This is a genomic window from Sulfitobacter sp. W027 (assembly GCF_025143985.1).
GTDB lineage: Bacteria > Pseudomonadota > Alphaproteobacteria > Rhodobacterales > Rhodobacteraceae > Sulfitobacter.
The window spans coordinates 848,433-863,127 of sequence record NZ_CP083564.1; the positions used below are offsets into that span (position 1 = coordinate 848,433).

Below are 14,695 nucleotides of genomic sequence, written 5' to 3' on the forward strand. Positions count from 1 at the left end.
CCTGATTAAACAAAGGTGAGGGACCCGAAACCATGGCCCATGCAAAGAACCACGACTACCATATTCTAGCCCCCTCGTCCTGGCCGCTGCTGGGCTCGCTGGCTGGCTTCGTCATGCTTGCCGGTGCCGTCCTGTGGATGCACGGGATGACGCCTTTTGTCTTCCTCGGCGGCTTGATCGCTGTGTGCTACGTCATGTTTGCATGGTGGGCCGAGGTTGTAACCGAAAGCGAAGTGGGCGATCACACTGGTGTGGTGCGGATCGGCCTACGCTATGGTTTCATCCTCTTCATCATGTCCGAAGTCATGTTCTTCGTTGCGTGGTTCTGGTCTTTCTTCAAGCAGGCCCTCTACCCGATGTACGAATATGCCGGGACCACATACGTCAAACCCGAAATCCACGCGGTTGACGCCTTCCACCTGCCGCTGATCAACACGCTGGTGCTGCTGCTGTCGGGCTGTGCCGTGACATGGGCCCACCATGCACTGGCGCATGAAAACAACCGCAAAGACCTGATCACAGGTCTGGCCATCGCTGTCGTCCTCGGCGTTTTCTTCACAGCCCTGCAGGCTTTTGAATACTACGAACTGCTGGTTCATGACGATTGGACCTTCGGCGGCGACATGTATTTCTCCAGCTTCTTCATGGCGACCGGCTTTCACGGCTTCCATGTGATCATCGGCACGATCTTCCTCTTTGTCTGCCTGCTGCGCGCCATGCGCGGCCACTTCACCCCCGAACGCCACGTCGGCTTCGAGGCGGCGGCTTGGTACTGGCACTTCGTTGATGTGGTCTGGCTGTTCCTCTTCTTCGCCGTCTACATGTGGGGCACGCCCTAATATCCGGGCGGGGTTGCATCCGCGCCCCACACCCGTAAAACCCAAACGCGCGAAGCCTTCTTCGCGCGTTTGTCGTTTCAGCCTGAGAGAGTAGCATGCGGCGCAGCCTGTTCTTCATCATCGTCGGTCTTGGCGGGGCGGCCATCCTCGTGGCGCTTGGGGTATGGCAAGTGCAACGGCTGGCATGGAAAGAAGCAATTGTCGCCGACATCAACGCCCGCATCACCGCCGCGCCTGTTGAATTGCCCGCCCAACCTGACTCTGAGGCCGACGCCTATCTGCCCGTGACGGTGGAGGGAGAGATCGGTGCGGACGCGCTGTATGTCTTGGTGAGCCAAAAGCAAAAGGGCGCAGGCTATCGCATCATCGCGCCGCTGACGCTGGACGCAGGCCGCCGCATTCTCGTCGATCTGGGTTTCACTGCGACCGAGAATAAAGACGCGGTAAACCCCGCTGGCCCCGCTAGCATCATCGGTAATCTGCAATGGCCCCAAGAGGTCGACAGTTTCACGCCCAAGGCCGACACCGACCGCAACATCTGGTTCGCCCGCGACGTGCCGCTGATGGCCGAGACCCTTAACACCGAACCGCTGCTCGTCGTCGCCCGCGAGACCAAGGGGGGTGACCCGAAGATCGCCCCGCTGCCCGTCGATACCGCCCGCATCCCCAACGATCACTTGCAATATGCGATCACCTGGTTTTCCCTCGCCGCCATCTGGCTGGCGATGACCGTCCTTTTCCTGCGCCGCCGCCGCGCCCCTGCAACGCCGAAAGTCGACTGACCCCATGCGCTATATTTCTACCCGTGGCTCTGCCCCTGTCCTGTCCTTCGAAGAGGCGATGCTAACCGGCCTGGCCCGTGACGGCGGCCTCTATGTGCCTGAAACGATCCCGGCACTCAGCGCTGACCAGATCACGGCCATGCAGGGTCAAAGCTACGAAGAGGTCGCCTTTACCGTCATGCGCCCCTACATCGGCGACACGTTTACCGATGACGAATTTCGCGCCATCATCGCCCGCGCCTACAAGGGTTTCGGCCACACCGCCCGCGCACCCATGGTGCAACTGGCCCCGAACCACTTCCTGCTGGAACTGTTTCACGGCCCAACGCTGGCGTTCAAAGACTTCGCCATGCAACTTATCGGGCAGATGTTCCAAGCCGCCCTGGGCCGCAAGGGCGAGCGCGTCACCATCGTCGGCGCGACCTCGGGCGACACGGGTTCTGCCGCGATTGAAGCCTTCAAGGGCTTGGATAACGTCGATGTCTTCATTCTCTACCCGCATGGCCGGGTATCGGACGTGCAGCGCCGCCAGATGACGACGCCGTCGGAATCCAACGTCCACGCTCTCGCCATCGACGGTGACTTCGACGACTGCCAAGCCCGCCTGAAGGACATGTTCAACGATTTCGACTTCCGCGATTCCGTGCGGCTGGCGGGGGTGAACTCGATCAACTGGGGCCGGGTGCTGGCGCAGGTGGTCTATTACTTCACCGCCGCCACCAGCCTTGGCGCGCCGCTGCGCGAGATCAGCTTCACCGTGCCCACAGGCAATTTCGGTGACATCTTTGCGGGCTACATCGCCAAACGCATGGGCCTGCCCATCGCCGATCTGGTGGTCGCCACCAACCAGAACGACATCCTGCACCGCTGCCTGTCGGGACAGGGCTATCACAAGGGCGGCGTGACCCCCTCGATCAGCCCCTCGATGGATATCCAAGTCTCGTCCAATTTCGAGCGCGCCCTCTTTGACGCCTACAACCGCGACGCCGGTGCCGTGGCGCAGCTGATGGACGAGTTGGGGCAGGGCGGTTTCGACGTCTCCCAAGGCGCGATGCAAGCGCTGCAAGACACCTACCGCTCAGGTCGCGCCTCAGAAGAAGAAACCAGTGCCACCATCACCGACCGCCGCCGCACCACGGGCGAACTGCTCTGCCCGCATTCTGCCGTCGGCGTGAAGGTCGCGGATGAGCAGCGCGACCCGGCCATTCCAATGGTCACCCTCGCCACCGCGCATCCGGCCAAATTCCCCGACGCGGTCGAAGCCGCCACCGGCATTCGCCCCCCGCTGCCGCCCCGCATGGCGGACCTTTTCGACCGGGAAGAACGTTTCACCCGGCTGCCAAATGACCTCGACGCGCTGAAAGCGCATATCAAAGGAAACCTCCCCGCGTGAGCCTCCAACAGACTACATTGCCCAACGGCTTTCGCATCGTCACCGAACATATGGAGGGGCTCGCCTCCTCCGCCATCGGCGTCTGGGTGAACGCAGGCGCACGGCACGAAACGCCCCAACAAAACGGCATCGCGCATTTCCTTGAGCATATGGCTTTCAAAGGCACCGCGACCCGTTCCTCGCTGCAAATCGCCGAAGCCATCGAAGACGTGGGCGGCTATATCAACGCCTATACCTCGCGCGAAGTCACCGCCTATTACGCCCGCGTGCTGGAAAACGACGTGGCGCTCGGCCTCGACGTGATCGCCGACATCCTGCGCAACCCGGTGCTGGACCCTTCCGAAGTCGAGGTCGAACGCGGCGTGATCCTGCAAGAGATCGGCCAAGCGCTCGACACGCCCGACGATGTGATTTTCGATTGGCTGCAAGAGCAGGCCTACCCCGATCAGCCCATCGGCCGCACCATCCTCGGCCCATCCGAACGCGTCTCGGCCTTCTCCCGCGACGATCTGAAACTTTTCATCGCAGATCACTACGGGCCTGAACAGATGATCCTCTCAGCCGCCGGGGCGGTGGACCACGACAAAATCGTCAAACTCGCCGAAACCCTCTTTGGCGACATGCCGTCCAAGAAGCTCTACGAAGTCGACAGCGCCCGCTTCGGCGGCGGTGAGTTCCGGCAGGTCAAACAGCTTGAGCAGGCGCATTTCGCCCTTGGCTTTGAAAGCCCCGGCTACCGCTCCGACGATATCTATATCGCGCAGATCTACGCCTCTGCCTTGGGCGGCGGCATGTCCTCGCGCCTGTTTCAAGAGATCCGCGAAAACCGCGGCCTCTGCTACACGATTTTCGCCCAAGCCGGCGCCTATGCCGACACCGGCATGACCACAATCTATGCCGGGACCAGTGCCGAACAACTGCCCGAACTGGCAAACATCACCATTGACGAGATGAAACGCGCCGCTTCCGACATGTCCCCCGCCGAAGTCGCCCGCGCCCGCGCGCAGATGAAGGCCGGACTGCTTATGGGGCTGGAAAGCCCCTCCAACCGCGCCGAACGTCTGGCCCGTCTGATCCAGATCTGGGACCGCGTCCCGCCGCTCGAAGAAACCGTGGCGCAGATCGACGCAGTGACCACCGGCGACGTGCGCGATTTCGCCGAGCGTATGGCCACTCAGGCCCCGGCAGCGCTGGCCCTCTACGGCCCTGTTGACGCGGCCCCCACATTGGCCGAACTCCACGCCCGTCGCGCTGCCTGATGCTGGGCCGACGCAAACTGCGGATTGAGACCGAACGGCTGACCCTGCGTCCGCCGATCCACGCCGATTTCCGCGCTTGGTCCGCGCTGCGTCGCGCCAGCAACGATTACCTGCGCCCCTGGGAGCCGACCTGGGCCGAAGATCACCTCACCCGCAAGGCCTTCACCAACCGCGTCTACTGGGCGCAGCGATCGGTGTCCTCGGGCAATGCCATGCCGCTGTTCCTGATCCGCCGCAGCGACCAAAACCTCGTCGGCGCGATTACCCTCGACAACATCCGCCGCGGCCCCGCGCAATCCGGCACGCTTGGCTATTGGACAGGCGAACCCTTCGCCCGCCAAGGCTACATGCGCGAGGCGATAGAGGCGACGGTGCATCAGGCCTTCACCCGGCTTGATCTCTCGCGCATCGAAGCCGCCTGTCTGCCTGAAAACCAAGCCTCCCGCGGGTTGCTTGAGAAGGCCGGCTTCAAATATGAGGGGGTGGCCCAGAGCTATCTGCAAATCGACGGCCGCTGGCGCACCCATGTCCTCTATGCCTCATTACGCAAAGATCGGCGTGGCCGCACGGATGTCGGTTAGACTTGTGCCCACTACACGCGACGCCCCTCGACTGCGGAAGCTTCGCCGGCGGAGCAGACCAAGCACCCTAAGTGGCAGATCAAACGCTTTGCCCTTGTATCCCCCCGCCGCACACAGGATCAAAGAGCCATGACACTGAACCCCGCTGACACCGCCTTCACCGATACCCTGCGCGCGCAACTCCCCGACGACATGCTGCGCAAGCCCGAGCAGCGCTACCTCGAAGAGCCACGTGGCCGCTATGCCGGGCAGGGCGGCGTGCTGGCCCTGCCACGCAATACGGACGAAGTCGCTACCCTGATCCGCGTCGCCCATGCCGCCCGCGTCCCGGTCGTGCCCTATGGCGGCGGCACCGGCCTCGTCGGTGGTCAGATCAGCAGCGATGGCCCCGCTCCGCTGATCCTGTCACTCGAACGCATGAACCGCATCCGCGCCGTGCTGCCCGAAGAAAACGTGCTGGTCGCCGAAGCCGGTGTGATCCTCGCCGAGGTTCAACAAGCCGCCGATGGCGCAAACCGTCTCTTCCCCCTGTCGCTTGCCGCCGAAGGCACAGCACGCATCGGCGGCACGCTCTCGACCAACGCCGGCGGCACCGGCGTGCTGCGCTACGGCAATGCCCGCGACCTCTGCCTCGGCCTTGAAGCCGTCCTGCCCGACGGCCAGATTTGGCACGGCCTCACCCGCCTGCGCAAAAACAACACTGGCTACGATCTGCGCAACCTGCTGATCGGCGCCGAAGGCACGCTGGGCGTGATCACCGCCGCCGCCCTCAAACTCTACGCCCGACCGGGACGCAGTGGCACCGCGCTTCTGGTGGTCGAAAGCCCAGCGGCGGGGCTATCGCTCCTTTCCCTCGCGCGCGATCACTTGGGCGAAATGATCAGCGCCTTTGAATTGATGCACCACCAAGGTTTCGATTTTCTTAACGAAACCCTTCCCCATGTCCGCCAGCCTTTCGCCGAAGCCCCCGATTGGTGCGTGTTGATCGAGATTGGCACACCCGGAGAGATTGACACCGACGCTGCGCTCGAAAGGCTATTCGCCGCCGCGCTGGAAGCGGGCCTCGTCTCAGACGGCCTCATCGCCCAGAACGCCCAACAGGCCAAAGACTTCTGGACCATCCGTGAAACCATCCCCGAGGCCAACCGCCTGATCGGCTCGGTCTCCAGCCACGACATCTCGGTGCCCCTCGGCGCGATCCCCGAATTCATCACCCGCGCCACCGATGCGCTCTTGGCTCTTGGCGATTTTCGGATCAACTGTTTCGGCCATGTCGGGGACGGCAACCTGCATTACAACGTCTTCCCCGCAAAGGGCAAAACCCGCGCTGATTACGAAGATCAACGCGAAGGCGTGAAACGTCTGGTGCACGACCTCGTCCACGACCTCGGCGGCTCGTTCAGCGCGGAACATGGCGTGGGCCGCATCAAGGTCGATGACCTCGAACGCTACGGCGACCCCGCCAAACTCACTGCGATGCGCGCCATCAAAGCGGCCCTCGATCCCAAGGGTATCATGAACCCCGGTGCCGTCCTAAGGGCTTAAAGCCCGTCGAAAGCACAAAGCGCATGGACCTCTTTGCCAAGCGCTTCCAACCGCTTGCGCCCGCCTAGTTCCGGCAAATCAATGATAAACGCGCAAGATACAATCTCACCGCCCAACCGTTCGATCAACTTAATTCCGGCCTCAGCCGTACCGCCCGTGGCCAGCAGATCGTCAACAACCAGAACCTTCTCCCCCGGCTTGATCGCATCGTCATGCAACTCGACAATGGCCTCGCCATATTCAAGCTTATATTCCTGACTGATCACCGTGCCCGGCAGTTTGCCCTTTTTGCGGATCGGTACAAAACCTACGCTCAACTGATGCGCAATCGCCCCGCCGAGAATAAAGCCCCGGGCCTCAAGCCCCACCACCTTATCAATGTCGATCCCCGCATAGGGATGCAGCATCTGGTCGATCGCCATGCGAAACCCGCGCGGATCGGCAAAAAGCGTTGTCACGTCACGAAACATGATCCCCTCATGGGGAAAATCTACAATCGTGCGAATATAGTCTTGAACCTGTTTCATGCCGCCCTTCCGCGTGTTTCAACCCGACCCGTCATAGCGCGCCGCACCCCTGTCGCAAACCCCAATCCTCGCCCAGCAGAAAAGGGGACCACCGCCCCCTTTCCCTTCATCCTTTCCTAAATACCGTCCGCACCCAGCCACGCGCACCAGCGCCCGCGTTCAAAGCATCCGCCCCGCCACCGCATCCAACTTTGCCAGCATTTCCGGATCCCGCGCATCCGGCTGGGTCAGGATCGCAAACTCCAAGGCGCGGTCACAGCCGTGCGGGCAGGGGGCGCGCTCGGACCCCAACAGCGCCGGCAGACGCGATACCATGCTACGGCCCTTGTCAGCGTTGCCCATCAAGGTGGCGATGATCTGCGTCACATCGACTTCGCCGTGGTCCGGGTGCCAACTGTCGTAGTCTGTGATCATGGCGACCGAAGCATAACAAAGCTCCGCCTCACGGGCCAATTTCGCTTCGGGCATATTGGTCATCCCGATCACATCCGCGCCCCAGCTTTCGCGGTACATTTTGGACTCGGCCAGTGTCGAGAACTGTGGTCCCTCCATCGCTAGATAGGTGCCGCCACGGTGAACGTTGATGCCTGAATCCCGCGCCGCCGATTGGCAGGCGTCGCTTAAGCGCGGGCAGGTCGGATGTGCCACAGAGACATGCGCCACACAGCCCGGTCCAAAAAAGCTCTTCTCTCGCGCCATGGTCCGATCGATGAACTGGTCAACGATCACGAAATCCCCCGGCGCCATCTCCTCGCGAAACGATCCGCAGGCAGAGACGCTGATCACATCGGTACAGCCCAACCGTTTCAACGCATCGATATTGGCGCGGTAGGGGACAGAGGTCGGCGTATGTACATGCCCTCGGCCATGACGTGGAAGAAAGACCATGGCGACACCATCCAGCGTCCCGGTCAGCACCTGATCTGAAGGCGCGCCCCACGGTGTCTCGACGGTAACCCAATCGGCATCCTGCAACCCGTCAATGTCATAGATACCGGAGCCGCCGATTACGGCGATTTTCGTGTCTGTCATGGGGGAGCCTGTGCTTTGAGTGGTTACCAGTGAAGCTCAAAGAACCTCATAGAATGCAACGAGGATCAAGTGCTTTCACTAAAATGCCAGACACGTCTCTGTCAGGAATTTAATCAGGTAGAGGCACGGCATCGCCTGCAGAAAAGTGTTTCTGCATTGCAGCAATCCCCGCCTGAATGGGCCAGAGCGCTTTTCTTCACGGTGAATTTCCTCTAGGTGCAGCCCAAAGCGCCCCGCAGTCGCGGTCAGGGCGCTATATCCGTTTTCCGAAAGTCAAAGGACGCCCCCATGCGCGCCACGCTGCACAATTTTGCCAAGAACCTTGATGTGACCGATCTGCGCTGGATGCCGGATGAGGGTTTCTCCGTTGGGCGGCTGCGGATCGAACTGCTGTCGGGGCTGACGGTCGCTCTGGCTTTGGTGCCCGAGGCGGTGGCTTTTGCCTTCGTTGCCGGGGTGCATCCTTTGGTCGGGCTTTATGCGGCATTCCTCGTCGGTCTCATCACCGCGCTGATCGGCGGGCGGCCCGGTATGATCTCGGGGGCGACTGGCGCTTTGGCGGTGGTCATGGTGGCCTTGGTGGCACAGCACGGGGTGGAGTACCTCTTTGCTACAGTGGTGCTGATGGGGCTGTTGCAGATCTTCGCGGGCGTCATGCAATGGGGCAAGTTCATCCGACTGGTCCCGCATCCGGTCATGCTGGGTTTCGTTAACGGCCTCGCCATCGTGATTTTTCTGGCGCAGATGAGCCAGTTTAAAGTGCCCGGCACGATGGTCGATACGGGTCACGGCATGGGCGGCGGTGAGTGGCTATCAGGCCAACCGCTTGTAATGATGTTAGGATTGGTGGCCGCAACCATGGCAATCATTTGGGTCACGCCGCGTATCACCCGCATTATCCCGGCGCCTTTGGCAGGTATCGGGATCATTGCCGCGCTGGTGATCGGCTTTGGCCTTGATGTGCCACGCGTGGGCGATCTGGCCTCGATCCAAGGGGGGCTGCCTGAGTGGCATATTCCTATGGTGCCGCTGACGTGGGAAACCTTTGAGATTATCTTGCCCTATGCGGTGATCCTTGCGGCCATTGGCCTGATCGAATCCCTGCTGACGCTGAACCTTGTTGGCGATCTGACGGGCAAGCGCGGCGGAGCGAGCCAAGAATGTATCGCCCAAGGCTTGGCCAATACCGTCACGGGGTTCTTCGGCGGTATGGGCGGCTGTGCGATGATCGGCCAGTCGATGATCAACGTCAAATCCGGCGGGCGCACTCGTGTGGCGGGCATCGCCGCGGCGGTGTTTTTGCTGCTCTTCATCCTCGTCGGCTCCTCGGTGATCGAACTGATCCCGCTGGCGGCGCTGGTGGGTGTGATGTTCATGGTGGTGATCGGGACCTTCGCATGGAACTCGCTCACCATCCTGCGCAAGGTGCCGTTGATGGACGCCTTTGTCATCATCTTGGTGACCGTGGTTACTGTGATGGAAGACCTTGCCGTGGCGGTGGTCGTCGGCGTGATCGTCTCGGCGCTGGCCTATGCGTGGAACAACGCGCGCCGTATCCATGCAAGCACACGCCAGTCTATCCGTGAGGAAGGGGCCAAGGTTTATGAAATCCACGGGCCGCTATTCTTCGGATCCGCAGATGGGTTCGCCGAACTGTTTGACGTGGAAAACGATCCCGAAGTGGTGATCGTCGATTTTGCTGACAGCCGCGTGGTGGATCAATCCGCCCTACAGGCGATCGAGGCGATGGCCGCGAAATACGAAGCCGCGGGCAAGCGCTTGCAGCTGCGCCACCTCAGCCGCGATTGCCACCGTCTGCTGAACAAGGCCGGGCATCTCATTGTCGATAGTGACGATGACCCCGATTACGAATTGGCCGTGGACTACGATGTGCGCACCGGGGTTCTGGGCGGACACTAAAGAAATGCCTGGCGCTTGTGGAAAGGGCCGGGCTGTTTGGATCACCTCAGCCCGGAATCAAGCCGCAGGCGCCGGGCCATCGCCTGCCCGCGCGTCACGCCAAAGGCGTGCCTAAATATTACTGGCGCACCTTCGGTGCGACCGGGTAGGCGATTGGGTGAGGCCGGGCGCGACATTGAAAACGCGCATCTTGGCTGAGCCATAAAGTGGTTTCAACCACTGTTAGTTCGCCCACCCGCGGGCAGGCGATGGCCCTCGTCAATCATCCGGACGCTTCAACTCAAACAGCTCCCGCACAACCGTGTAATCACGATAGCCCATGCGCGACAGCGGCTGGTACTGCGTCACGTCAAAACGTCCGTCCACCACGCAATCATCACGCAGATGCACGCCAATTACCTCGCCAAACACGACGAAGTTCGCCTCACCGGGCAGTTGCACGATCTGCGTCACCTTGCATTCCAGATTCGCCGGGGCATCGGCCACCCGCGCACAGGCGATTTGATCACATTCCGCCTTGGTGATCCCGGCGCGCTCAAACTCATCGGTTCCATGCGGCAACTGCGCCGATGTCACGTTCATTGCATCCCGCGCGGCGTATTCAACGATGTTTACACAAAAGACACCGGTCTCGCGGATATTGGCGACCGAATCCTTGGTGCCGTCCACATCATCCTTGGCGCTGGTAGAGGCGAACATCACCTGCGGCGGCACATAAGCCACGGCGTTAAAGAACGAATAGGGCGCGAGGTTGTCGCGGCCCTGCCCATCGCGGCTGGAGATCCAGCCGATGGGGCGCGGCGTGACGATGGCGTTAAACGGGTTATGCGGCAGACCATGGCCGTCTTCGGGACGATAAAACATGAACACTCCTTGATGGTTTGCACCTATGGCTAGCCTCATGCTACGTCCAGCGCCACCCGCAATTGCTCCTGAAAGCCTCCGGCCTTGCATCAGACGCTCTACAAGATGACCCCGGAGGGGCCCGCCGACCATTGGGAGGTTGAGGCGCTTTATGACACCTGTTTCGCGCCGGGGCGTGAGGCGCTGTCGTCTTACCGGCTGCGCGACGGTGTGCCGCCCATGGCGGGGCTGAGCCATGTGGCGCGCGATAGCGGTGGGATTCTGGCAGGCGCGATCCGCTATTGGCCGGTGCGCATTGACGCGACGCCGGCGCTGTTGCTGGGCCCCGTTGCCGTCCACCCCACACGGCAGGGCGAAGGACTGGGCGCAGCCTTGATTGAGACCTCACTGGCGCAGGCGGCCCCGCTGGGGTGGGAGCGGGTGATGCTGGTGGGCGATGCCCCTTACTACAACCGCTTTGGCTTTACCCTGCTGCAAGATGTCGAGATGCCCCCGCCGACGAACCCGGCCCGCGTCCTGGGCCGCGCCTTGGCCGAGAACGCTTGGGCAGGGGTGACCGGTAAGGTTCGCCGCTGGTACGATTGATTTTACCCCGCTCCCGACCCACATTGTGCCTAAGCTCAAAGAGGGACGCCCATGCAGATCGAAAGTAACCTGCCCAGCACCATCGACGTCGATGCACGACTGGACGAGATCGCCCGCCGCTATAAGCAGGCCGGGGGCGTGGGCATCCATGTGCTGAACCTGATCGGAGGCAGCGCGGATGGGTTGATCGACCGTTTGCCGGGGGCCGTGCGCCGCAACCTCGAAAGCGCCACGATGAAGGCGCTGAACCACGCGATGCAGGCCGCGCATTCTAGCCGCAGCTATGTAAAGGACCAGCAAGGCTGGCTGAACCAAGCGGTCTCGACCGCCATGGGGGCCGCTGGCGGGGCCGGGGGCTTGCCCACCGCGCTGGCCGAGCTGCCCGTGACCACGACGCTGCTTTTGCGGGTTATTCAGGGTGTGGCCGCAGAACATGGTTTCGATCCGGCGGCTGAGAATGTGCAGTTCGACTGCGTGCATGTCTTCACCGCTGCAGGGCCGCTGGCCGATGATAACACGGCTGATCTGGGATTTCTGACAGTCCGGATGGCGCTTACGGGGCGTGCAATGAACGCGGTGATCGCTCGTGTGGCGCCGCGCCTTGCCGTTGTGTTGGGCCAAAAGCTTGCGGCCCAAGCTGTGCCGGTATTGGGCGCAGTAGCTGGGGCTGCGACAAACTATGCCTATACCAGCTATTACCAAGATATGGCCCATGTGCATTTTGGCATGCGCAAATTGGCGATAGAGGCGGATATTCCGCAAGAAGAACTGGTCGCCCGGCTGCGTCAGAAAATGGGTCGAACGCCGCCCAAAATTTGATCAGCGCCCGATACTGCCGGGGGCCACGGTGGTGGCCTTGATGATGGCATAGCAGTCCATCCCCGCGCGCAGGTCGAGATCGCGCACCGCGCGGGCGGTGACGCGGGCGAGCAGACGGTCGCCGCCTGCATCCAGCGCGATGGCAGCGCCCGGTCCGTCGCCGGGATGCACGGCATCAACCCGCACGGGCAGGATATTGACCGAAGACAGCCCCTCTGGCCGTTGCCGGGACAGGATCACATCCTGCGCCAGAACCCGCAGGCGCACCCGCGCGCCTATGGGGGCCTGCACCCCCGGCAATTCCAGCTGCCCCGCCCGCACAGCAAGGGTCGAGAGCCCATCCTCTGCATGGACGAGGACGTCAGCTTCCAGCACTGCGCCGGCTTCGCGCACACCCAGCAGAGGTACCGCAGCAGGGTCGGCCATGACGTCAAACAACGCGCCCTGCGCTCTCAGCCGTCCGTTTTGCAGCAGCACCAAACGGTCGGCAAGGCGCGCAATTTCGTCCACCGCGTGGCTGACATAGAGGATCGGCAAGCCCAAGGCTCCATCGCGCAGACGTTCGAGGTAGGGCAGGATTTCCTGCTTGCGCGGACCATCAAGGCTTGCCAGAGGTTCGTCCATCAGCAGCAGGCGAGGGTGGCAGAGCAATGCCCGGCCTAGTGCGACGCGCTGTTTCTCTCCGCCCGACAGCGTGGCCGGGGCGCGGTCCAAAAGCGGGCCCAGCCCCAAAAGAGCGACCACATCATCAAGACCAGCTCCCCTGCTGCCCCGCGGGGCGTAGCGCGCGCCGAAGGTCAGGTTACTGCGCACGTCCAGATGCGGGAAAAGCCGCGCGTCTTGAAAGACATAGCCCAGCCTGCGGCGATGCGGCGGCACCCAGATGCCGCGCTGTGTATCCAAAAGCACCTCACCGTCCAGCACCACGCGCCCGACATCGGGGCGCAGCAATCCGGCAAGTGCGTTGATCACCGTCGTCTTGCCCGCGCCGGAGCGGCCAAAGAGCGCGGTAATCCCGCCTTGGGTGGTGAAAGACAGATCCAGATCGAAGCCATCGAACCCATGGCGCAGCGTAACCTCCAGCATCACCCCGCCCCTGAAATCCGTTTGGCGACCCGTCGCGCCAAGGCTTCTGAAAGTAGCACGGCGGCCAGCGCCACCAGCCCAGCCAGTGCCGCCATAGCCAGCGCGCGGTTTTCGCCGCCCGGCACCTGCAAGGCGGTCCAGATCGCACTGGGCAGGGTTTGGGTCTGGCCGGGGATATTGGCGACAAAGGTGATCGTGGCACCGAATTCGCCCATCGCCTTGGCAAAGCCCATCACCGCTCCGGCGAGGATACCGGGAAAGATCAGCGGCAGGGTCACGCGGCAGAAGACGCTGACGCGCGGCGCGCCGAGGGTGGCGGCGGCGTCCTCGATCCGGGGGTCGACCGCTTCGATCGCCAACCGCATGGCGCGGACCATCAGCGGGAAGCCCATGATCAGCGCGGCCAACACCGCGCCCGTCCAATGAAAGGCAAGGCCGATGCCGAGGCTTTCTAACAGCCGACCCAAAGGGGCGTTGCGGCCAAAGCTGAGCAGCAGCAGATAGCCCGTCACCACTGGAGGCAGCACCAGTGGCAGATGGACCAGCGCACTCAGCAGACCCTTGCCGCGAAACTCCTTGCGGGCAAGAATCCACGCGACCCAAAGCGCCAGTGGCAGCGAACAGAGCATCGCCACGCTTGCCACCCGCAGCGAGAGCAACAGCGCGGCCCAAGCGGCGGCGTCAAGATCCATGATTGGCCCGGACGAAACCATGGTCTTCGAGGATCGCCTGCGCCTGTTTCGTGGTCAGAAACGAGACCAAAGCCGCGCCGGCGGGCGTCAGGGCGGCGGCAGGATAGGTGATGGGGGCATGGGTGTCGGCGGGGACCTCATAGACGATCTGCACGTCAACCTCGGCATGGGCGTCGCTGGCATAGACCACACCAAAGGGCGTATCGCCGCGCGCGACCAAGACCAGTGCGGCGCGGACATTGTCCGTCTCGGCCAATCGGCTTTGCAAACCCTCCCACATCCCCTCATGCGTCAGCCAATCGCGGGCATAGCTGCCTGCGGGCACCGCGTCGCGCTGGCCCATGGCCAGCCGACCCGTGGGGCCAAGCCGGGCAGGCAGGTCGGCAGGTTGGGACAGGGGGGCGGTGCCGAAGGGGGCAATCAGAACCAAGTGGTTGCGGGCGATGATCTGCGCCTCATCGGCGGCGGCGATCCCCTGATCCGCCAACCAATCCATCCAGTCGCTATTCGCCAGCAGAACGACATCTGCAGGCGCACCGGCTGCGACCTGTCGTGCCATCGTGCCCGACCCGCCATAGGCCAAGACCAAGGGCGTGGGAAACGCCGCTGCGATCTCCTCCAGCGCGCCGCGCAGGCTGGCGGCGGCAAAGACCGTCACCGGTGCCTCGGCCCGAAGGGGCAGGGCGAGGCTGCATAGCAAGGTCAGAAGGGCGCAAAATCTTATCATTTTGGTAGTATCTTTGATGCATTGAAGGGGGGCAAGTGCATATG

General features: G+C 62.5%; 15 protein-coding genes. 9 read left to right on the forward strand and 6 right to left on the reverse strand.

Annotated features, from left to right (window positions below; translation table 11 throughout):
- Window positions 1-32 precede the first annotated feature (32 nt).
- The 6 genes from K3759_RS04230 (at window position 33) to K3759_RS04255 (ending at window position 6,399) form a co-directional block, all read left to right on the forward strand.
- The gene (locus tag K3759_RS04230; RefSeq protein ID WP_259984467.1) at window positions 33-839 is read left to right on the forward strand and encodes a cytochrome c oxidase subunit 3; all 807 of its coding nucleotides are present in this window, start codon (window positions 33-35) and stop codon (window positions 837-839) included.
- A gap of 95 nt (window positions 840-934) precedes the next feature.
- The gene (locus tag K3759_RS04235; protein ID WP_259984468.1) at window positions 935-1,621 is read left to right on the forward strand and encodes an SURF1 family protein; all 687 of its coding nucleotides are present in this window, start codon (window positions 935-937) and stop codon (window positions 1,619-1,621) included.
- Window positions 1,622-1,625: 4 nt separating this feature from the next.
- Window positions 1,626-3,014: a threonine synthase gene (thrC, locus tag K3759_RS04240; protein WP_259984469.1), complete on the forward strand. Its 1,389-nt coding sequence runs from the start codon at window positions 1,626-1,628 to the stop codon at window positions 3,012-3,014.
- Window positions 3,011-4,273, forward strand: a complete 1,263-nt coding sequence (locus K3759_RS04245) for a pitrilysin family protein (protein WP_259984470.1) — start codon at window positions 3,011-3,013, stop codon at window positions 4,271-4,273. The genes thrC and K3759_RS04245 overlap by 4 nt, the downstream gene beginning before the upstream one ends.
- A complete protein-coding gene (locus tag K3759_RS04250) occupies window positions 4,270-4,854 on the forward strand; it encodes a GNAT family N-acetyltransferase (RefSeq protein WP_259985560.1) in 585 nt (194 codons plus the stop codon). Before K3759_RS04245 ends, K3759_RS04250 begins: the two co-directional genes overlap by 4 nt.
- Window positions 4,855-4,983: 129 nt before the next feature.
- Window positions 4,984-6,399: an FAD-binding oxidoreductase gene (locus K3759_RS04255; RefSeq protein WP_259984471.1), complete on the forward strand. Its 1,416-nt coding sequence runs from the start codon at window positions 4,984-4,986 to the stop codon at window positions 6,397-6,399.
- On the opposite strand, the gene K3759_RS04260 is transcribed toward K3759_RS04255, so the two are convergent.
- Together K3759_RS04260 and K3759_RS04265 are read right to left on the reverse strand one after the other, a co-directional pair.
- Window positions 6,396-6,926, reverse strand: a complete 531-nt coding sequence (locus K3759_RS04260; RefSeq protein WP_259984472.1) for an adenine phosphoribosyltransferase — start codon at window positions 6,924-6,926, stop codon at window positions 6,396-6,398. The two genes, K3759_RS04255 and K3759_RS04260, sit on opposite strands and share 4 nt — an antisense overlap.
- Window positions 6,927-7,085: 159 nt before the next feature.
- Entirely contained in the window at window positions 7,086-7,958 is an 873-nt protein-coding gene (locus K3759_RS04265; protein ID WP_259984473.1) for an S-methyl-5'-thioadenosine phosphorylase, read from the reverse strand.
- Between the two features lie 288 nt (window positions 7,959-8,246).
- On the opposite strand from K3759_RS04265, the gene K3759_RS04270 reads away from it, so the two are divergent.
- The gene (locus tag K3759_RS04270) at window positions 8,247-9,878 is read left to right on the forward strand and encodes a SulP family inorganic anion transporter (RefSeq protein ID WP_259984474.1); all 1,632 of its coding nucleotides are present in this window, start codon (window positions 8,247-8,249) and stop codon (window positions 9,876-9,878) included.
- A gap of 258 nt (window positions 9,879-10,136) precedes the next feature.
- On the opposite strand, the gene K3759_RS04275 is transcribed toward K3759_RS04270, so the two are convergent.
- Complete coding sequence (locus tag K3759_RS04275) at window positions 10,137-10,742, reverse strand: flavin reductase family protein (protein ID WP_259984475.1); 606 nt, start codon at window positions 10,740-10,742, stop codon at window positions 10,137-10,139.
- A gap of 105 nt (window positions 10,743-10,847) precedes the next feature.
- On the opposite strand from K3759_RS04275, the gene K3759_RS04280 reads away from it, so the two are divergent.
- A complete protein-coding gene (locus tag K3759_RS04280) occupies window positions 10,848-11,327 on the forward strand; it encodes a GNAT family N-acetyltransferase (RefSeq protein WP_259985561.1) in 480 nt (159 codons plus the stop codon).
- A 51-nt stretch (window positions 11,328-11,378) separates the two neighbouring features.
- Window positions 11,379-12,146, forward strand: a complete 768-nt coding sequence (locus tag K3759_RS04285) for an EcsC family protein (RefSeq protein WP_243262477.1) — start codon at window positions 11,379-11,381, stop codon at window positions 12,144-12,146.
- On the opposite strand, the gene modC is transcribed toward K3759_RS04285, so the two are convergent.
- From modC to modA, 3 genes are read right to left on the reverse strand one after another with little or no spacing between them, the layout of a single operon-like run.
- Window positions 12,147-13,232: a molybdenum ABC transporter ATP-binding protein gene (gene modC, locus K3759_RS04290; RefSeq protein WP_409202502.1), complete on the reverse strand. Its 1,086-nt coding sequence runs from the start codon at window positions 13,230-13,232 to the stop codon at window positions 12,147-12,149. It lies immediately after the preceding gene.
- Window positions 13,232-13,924: a molybdate ABC transporter permease subunit gene (gene modB / locus K3759_RS04295; protein WP_259984477.1), complete on the reverse strand. Its 693-nt coding sequence runs from the start codon at window positions 13,922-13,924 to the stop codon at window positions 13,232-13,234. Before modB ends, modC begins: the two co-directional genes overlap by 1 nt.
- A complete protein-coding gene (gene modA / locus K3759_RS04300) occupies window positions 13,914-14,651 on the reverse strand; it encodes a molybdate ABC transporter substrate-binding protein (RefSeq protein ID WP_259984478.1) in 738 nt (245 codons plus the stop codon). The genes modB and modA overlap by 11 nt, the downstream gene beginning before the upstream one ends.
- Window positions 14,652-14,695 lie beyond the last annotated feature (44 nt).

Bases quoted from the DNA above. Each gene is read 5' to 3' on its own strand.
- K3759_RS04265 (WP_259984473.1), bottom strand. From the start codon at position 7,958: ATGACAGACACGAAAATCGCCGTAATCGGCGGCTCCGGTATCTATGAC.
- modB (WP_259984477.1), bottom strand. From the start codon at position 13,924: ATGGATCTTGACGCCGCCGCTTGGGCCGCGCTGTTGCTCTCGCTGCGG.
- thrC (WP_259984469.1), top strand. From the start codon at position 1,626: ATGCGCTATATTTCTACCCGTGGCTCTGCCCCTGTCCTGTCCTTCGAA.
- K3759_RS04235 (WP_259984468.1), top strand. From the start codon at position 935: ATGCGGCGCAGCCTGTTCTTCATCATCGTCGGTCTTGGCGGGGCGGCC.
- K3759_RS04280 (WP_259985561.1), top strand. From the start codon at position 10,848: ATGACCCCGGAGGGGCCCGCCGACCATTGGGAGGTTGAGGCGCTTTAT.
- K3759_RS04285 (WP_243262477.1), top strand. From the start codon at position 11,379: ATGCAGATCGAAAGTAACCTGCCCAGCACCATCGACGTCGATGCACGA.
- K3759_RS04270 (WP_259984474.1), top strand. From the start codon at position 8,247: ATGCGCGCCACGCTGCACAATTTTGCCAAGAACCTTGATGTGACCGAT.
- K3759_RS04230 (WP_259984467.1), top strand. From the start codon at position 33: ATGGCCCATGCAAAGAACCACGACTACCATATTCTAGCCCCCTCGTCC.
- K3759_RS04255 (WP_259984471.1), top strand. From the start codon at position 4,984: ATGACACTGAACCCCGCTGACACCGCCTTCACCGATACCCTGCGCGCG.
- modC (WP_409202502.1), bottom strand. From the start codon at position 13,232: ATGCTGGAGGTTACGCTGCGCCATGGGTTCGATGGCTTCGATCTGGAT.
- K3759_RS04260 (WP_259984472.1), bottom strand. From the start codon at position 6,926: ATGAAACAGGTTCAAGACTATATTCGCACGATTGTAGATTTTCCCCAT.
- K3759_RS04275 (WP_259984475.1), bottom strand. From the start codon at position 10,742: ATGTTTTATCGTCCCGAAGACGGCCATGGTCTGCCGCATAACCCGTTT.
- modA (WP_259984478.1), bottom strand. From the start codon at position 14,651: ATGATAAGATTTTGCGCCCTTCTGACCTTGCTATGCAGCCTCGCCCTG.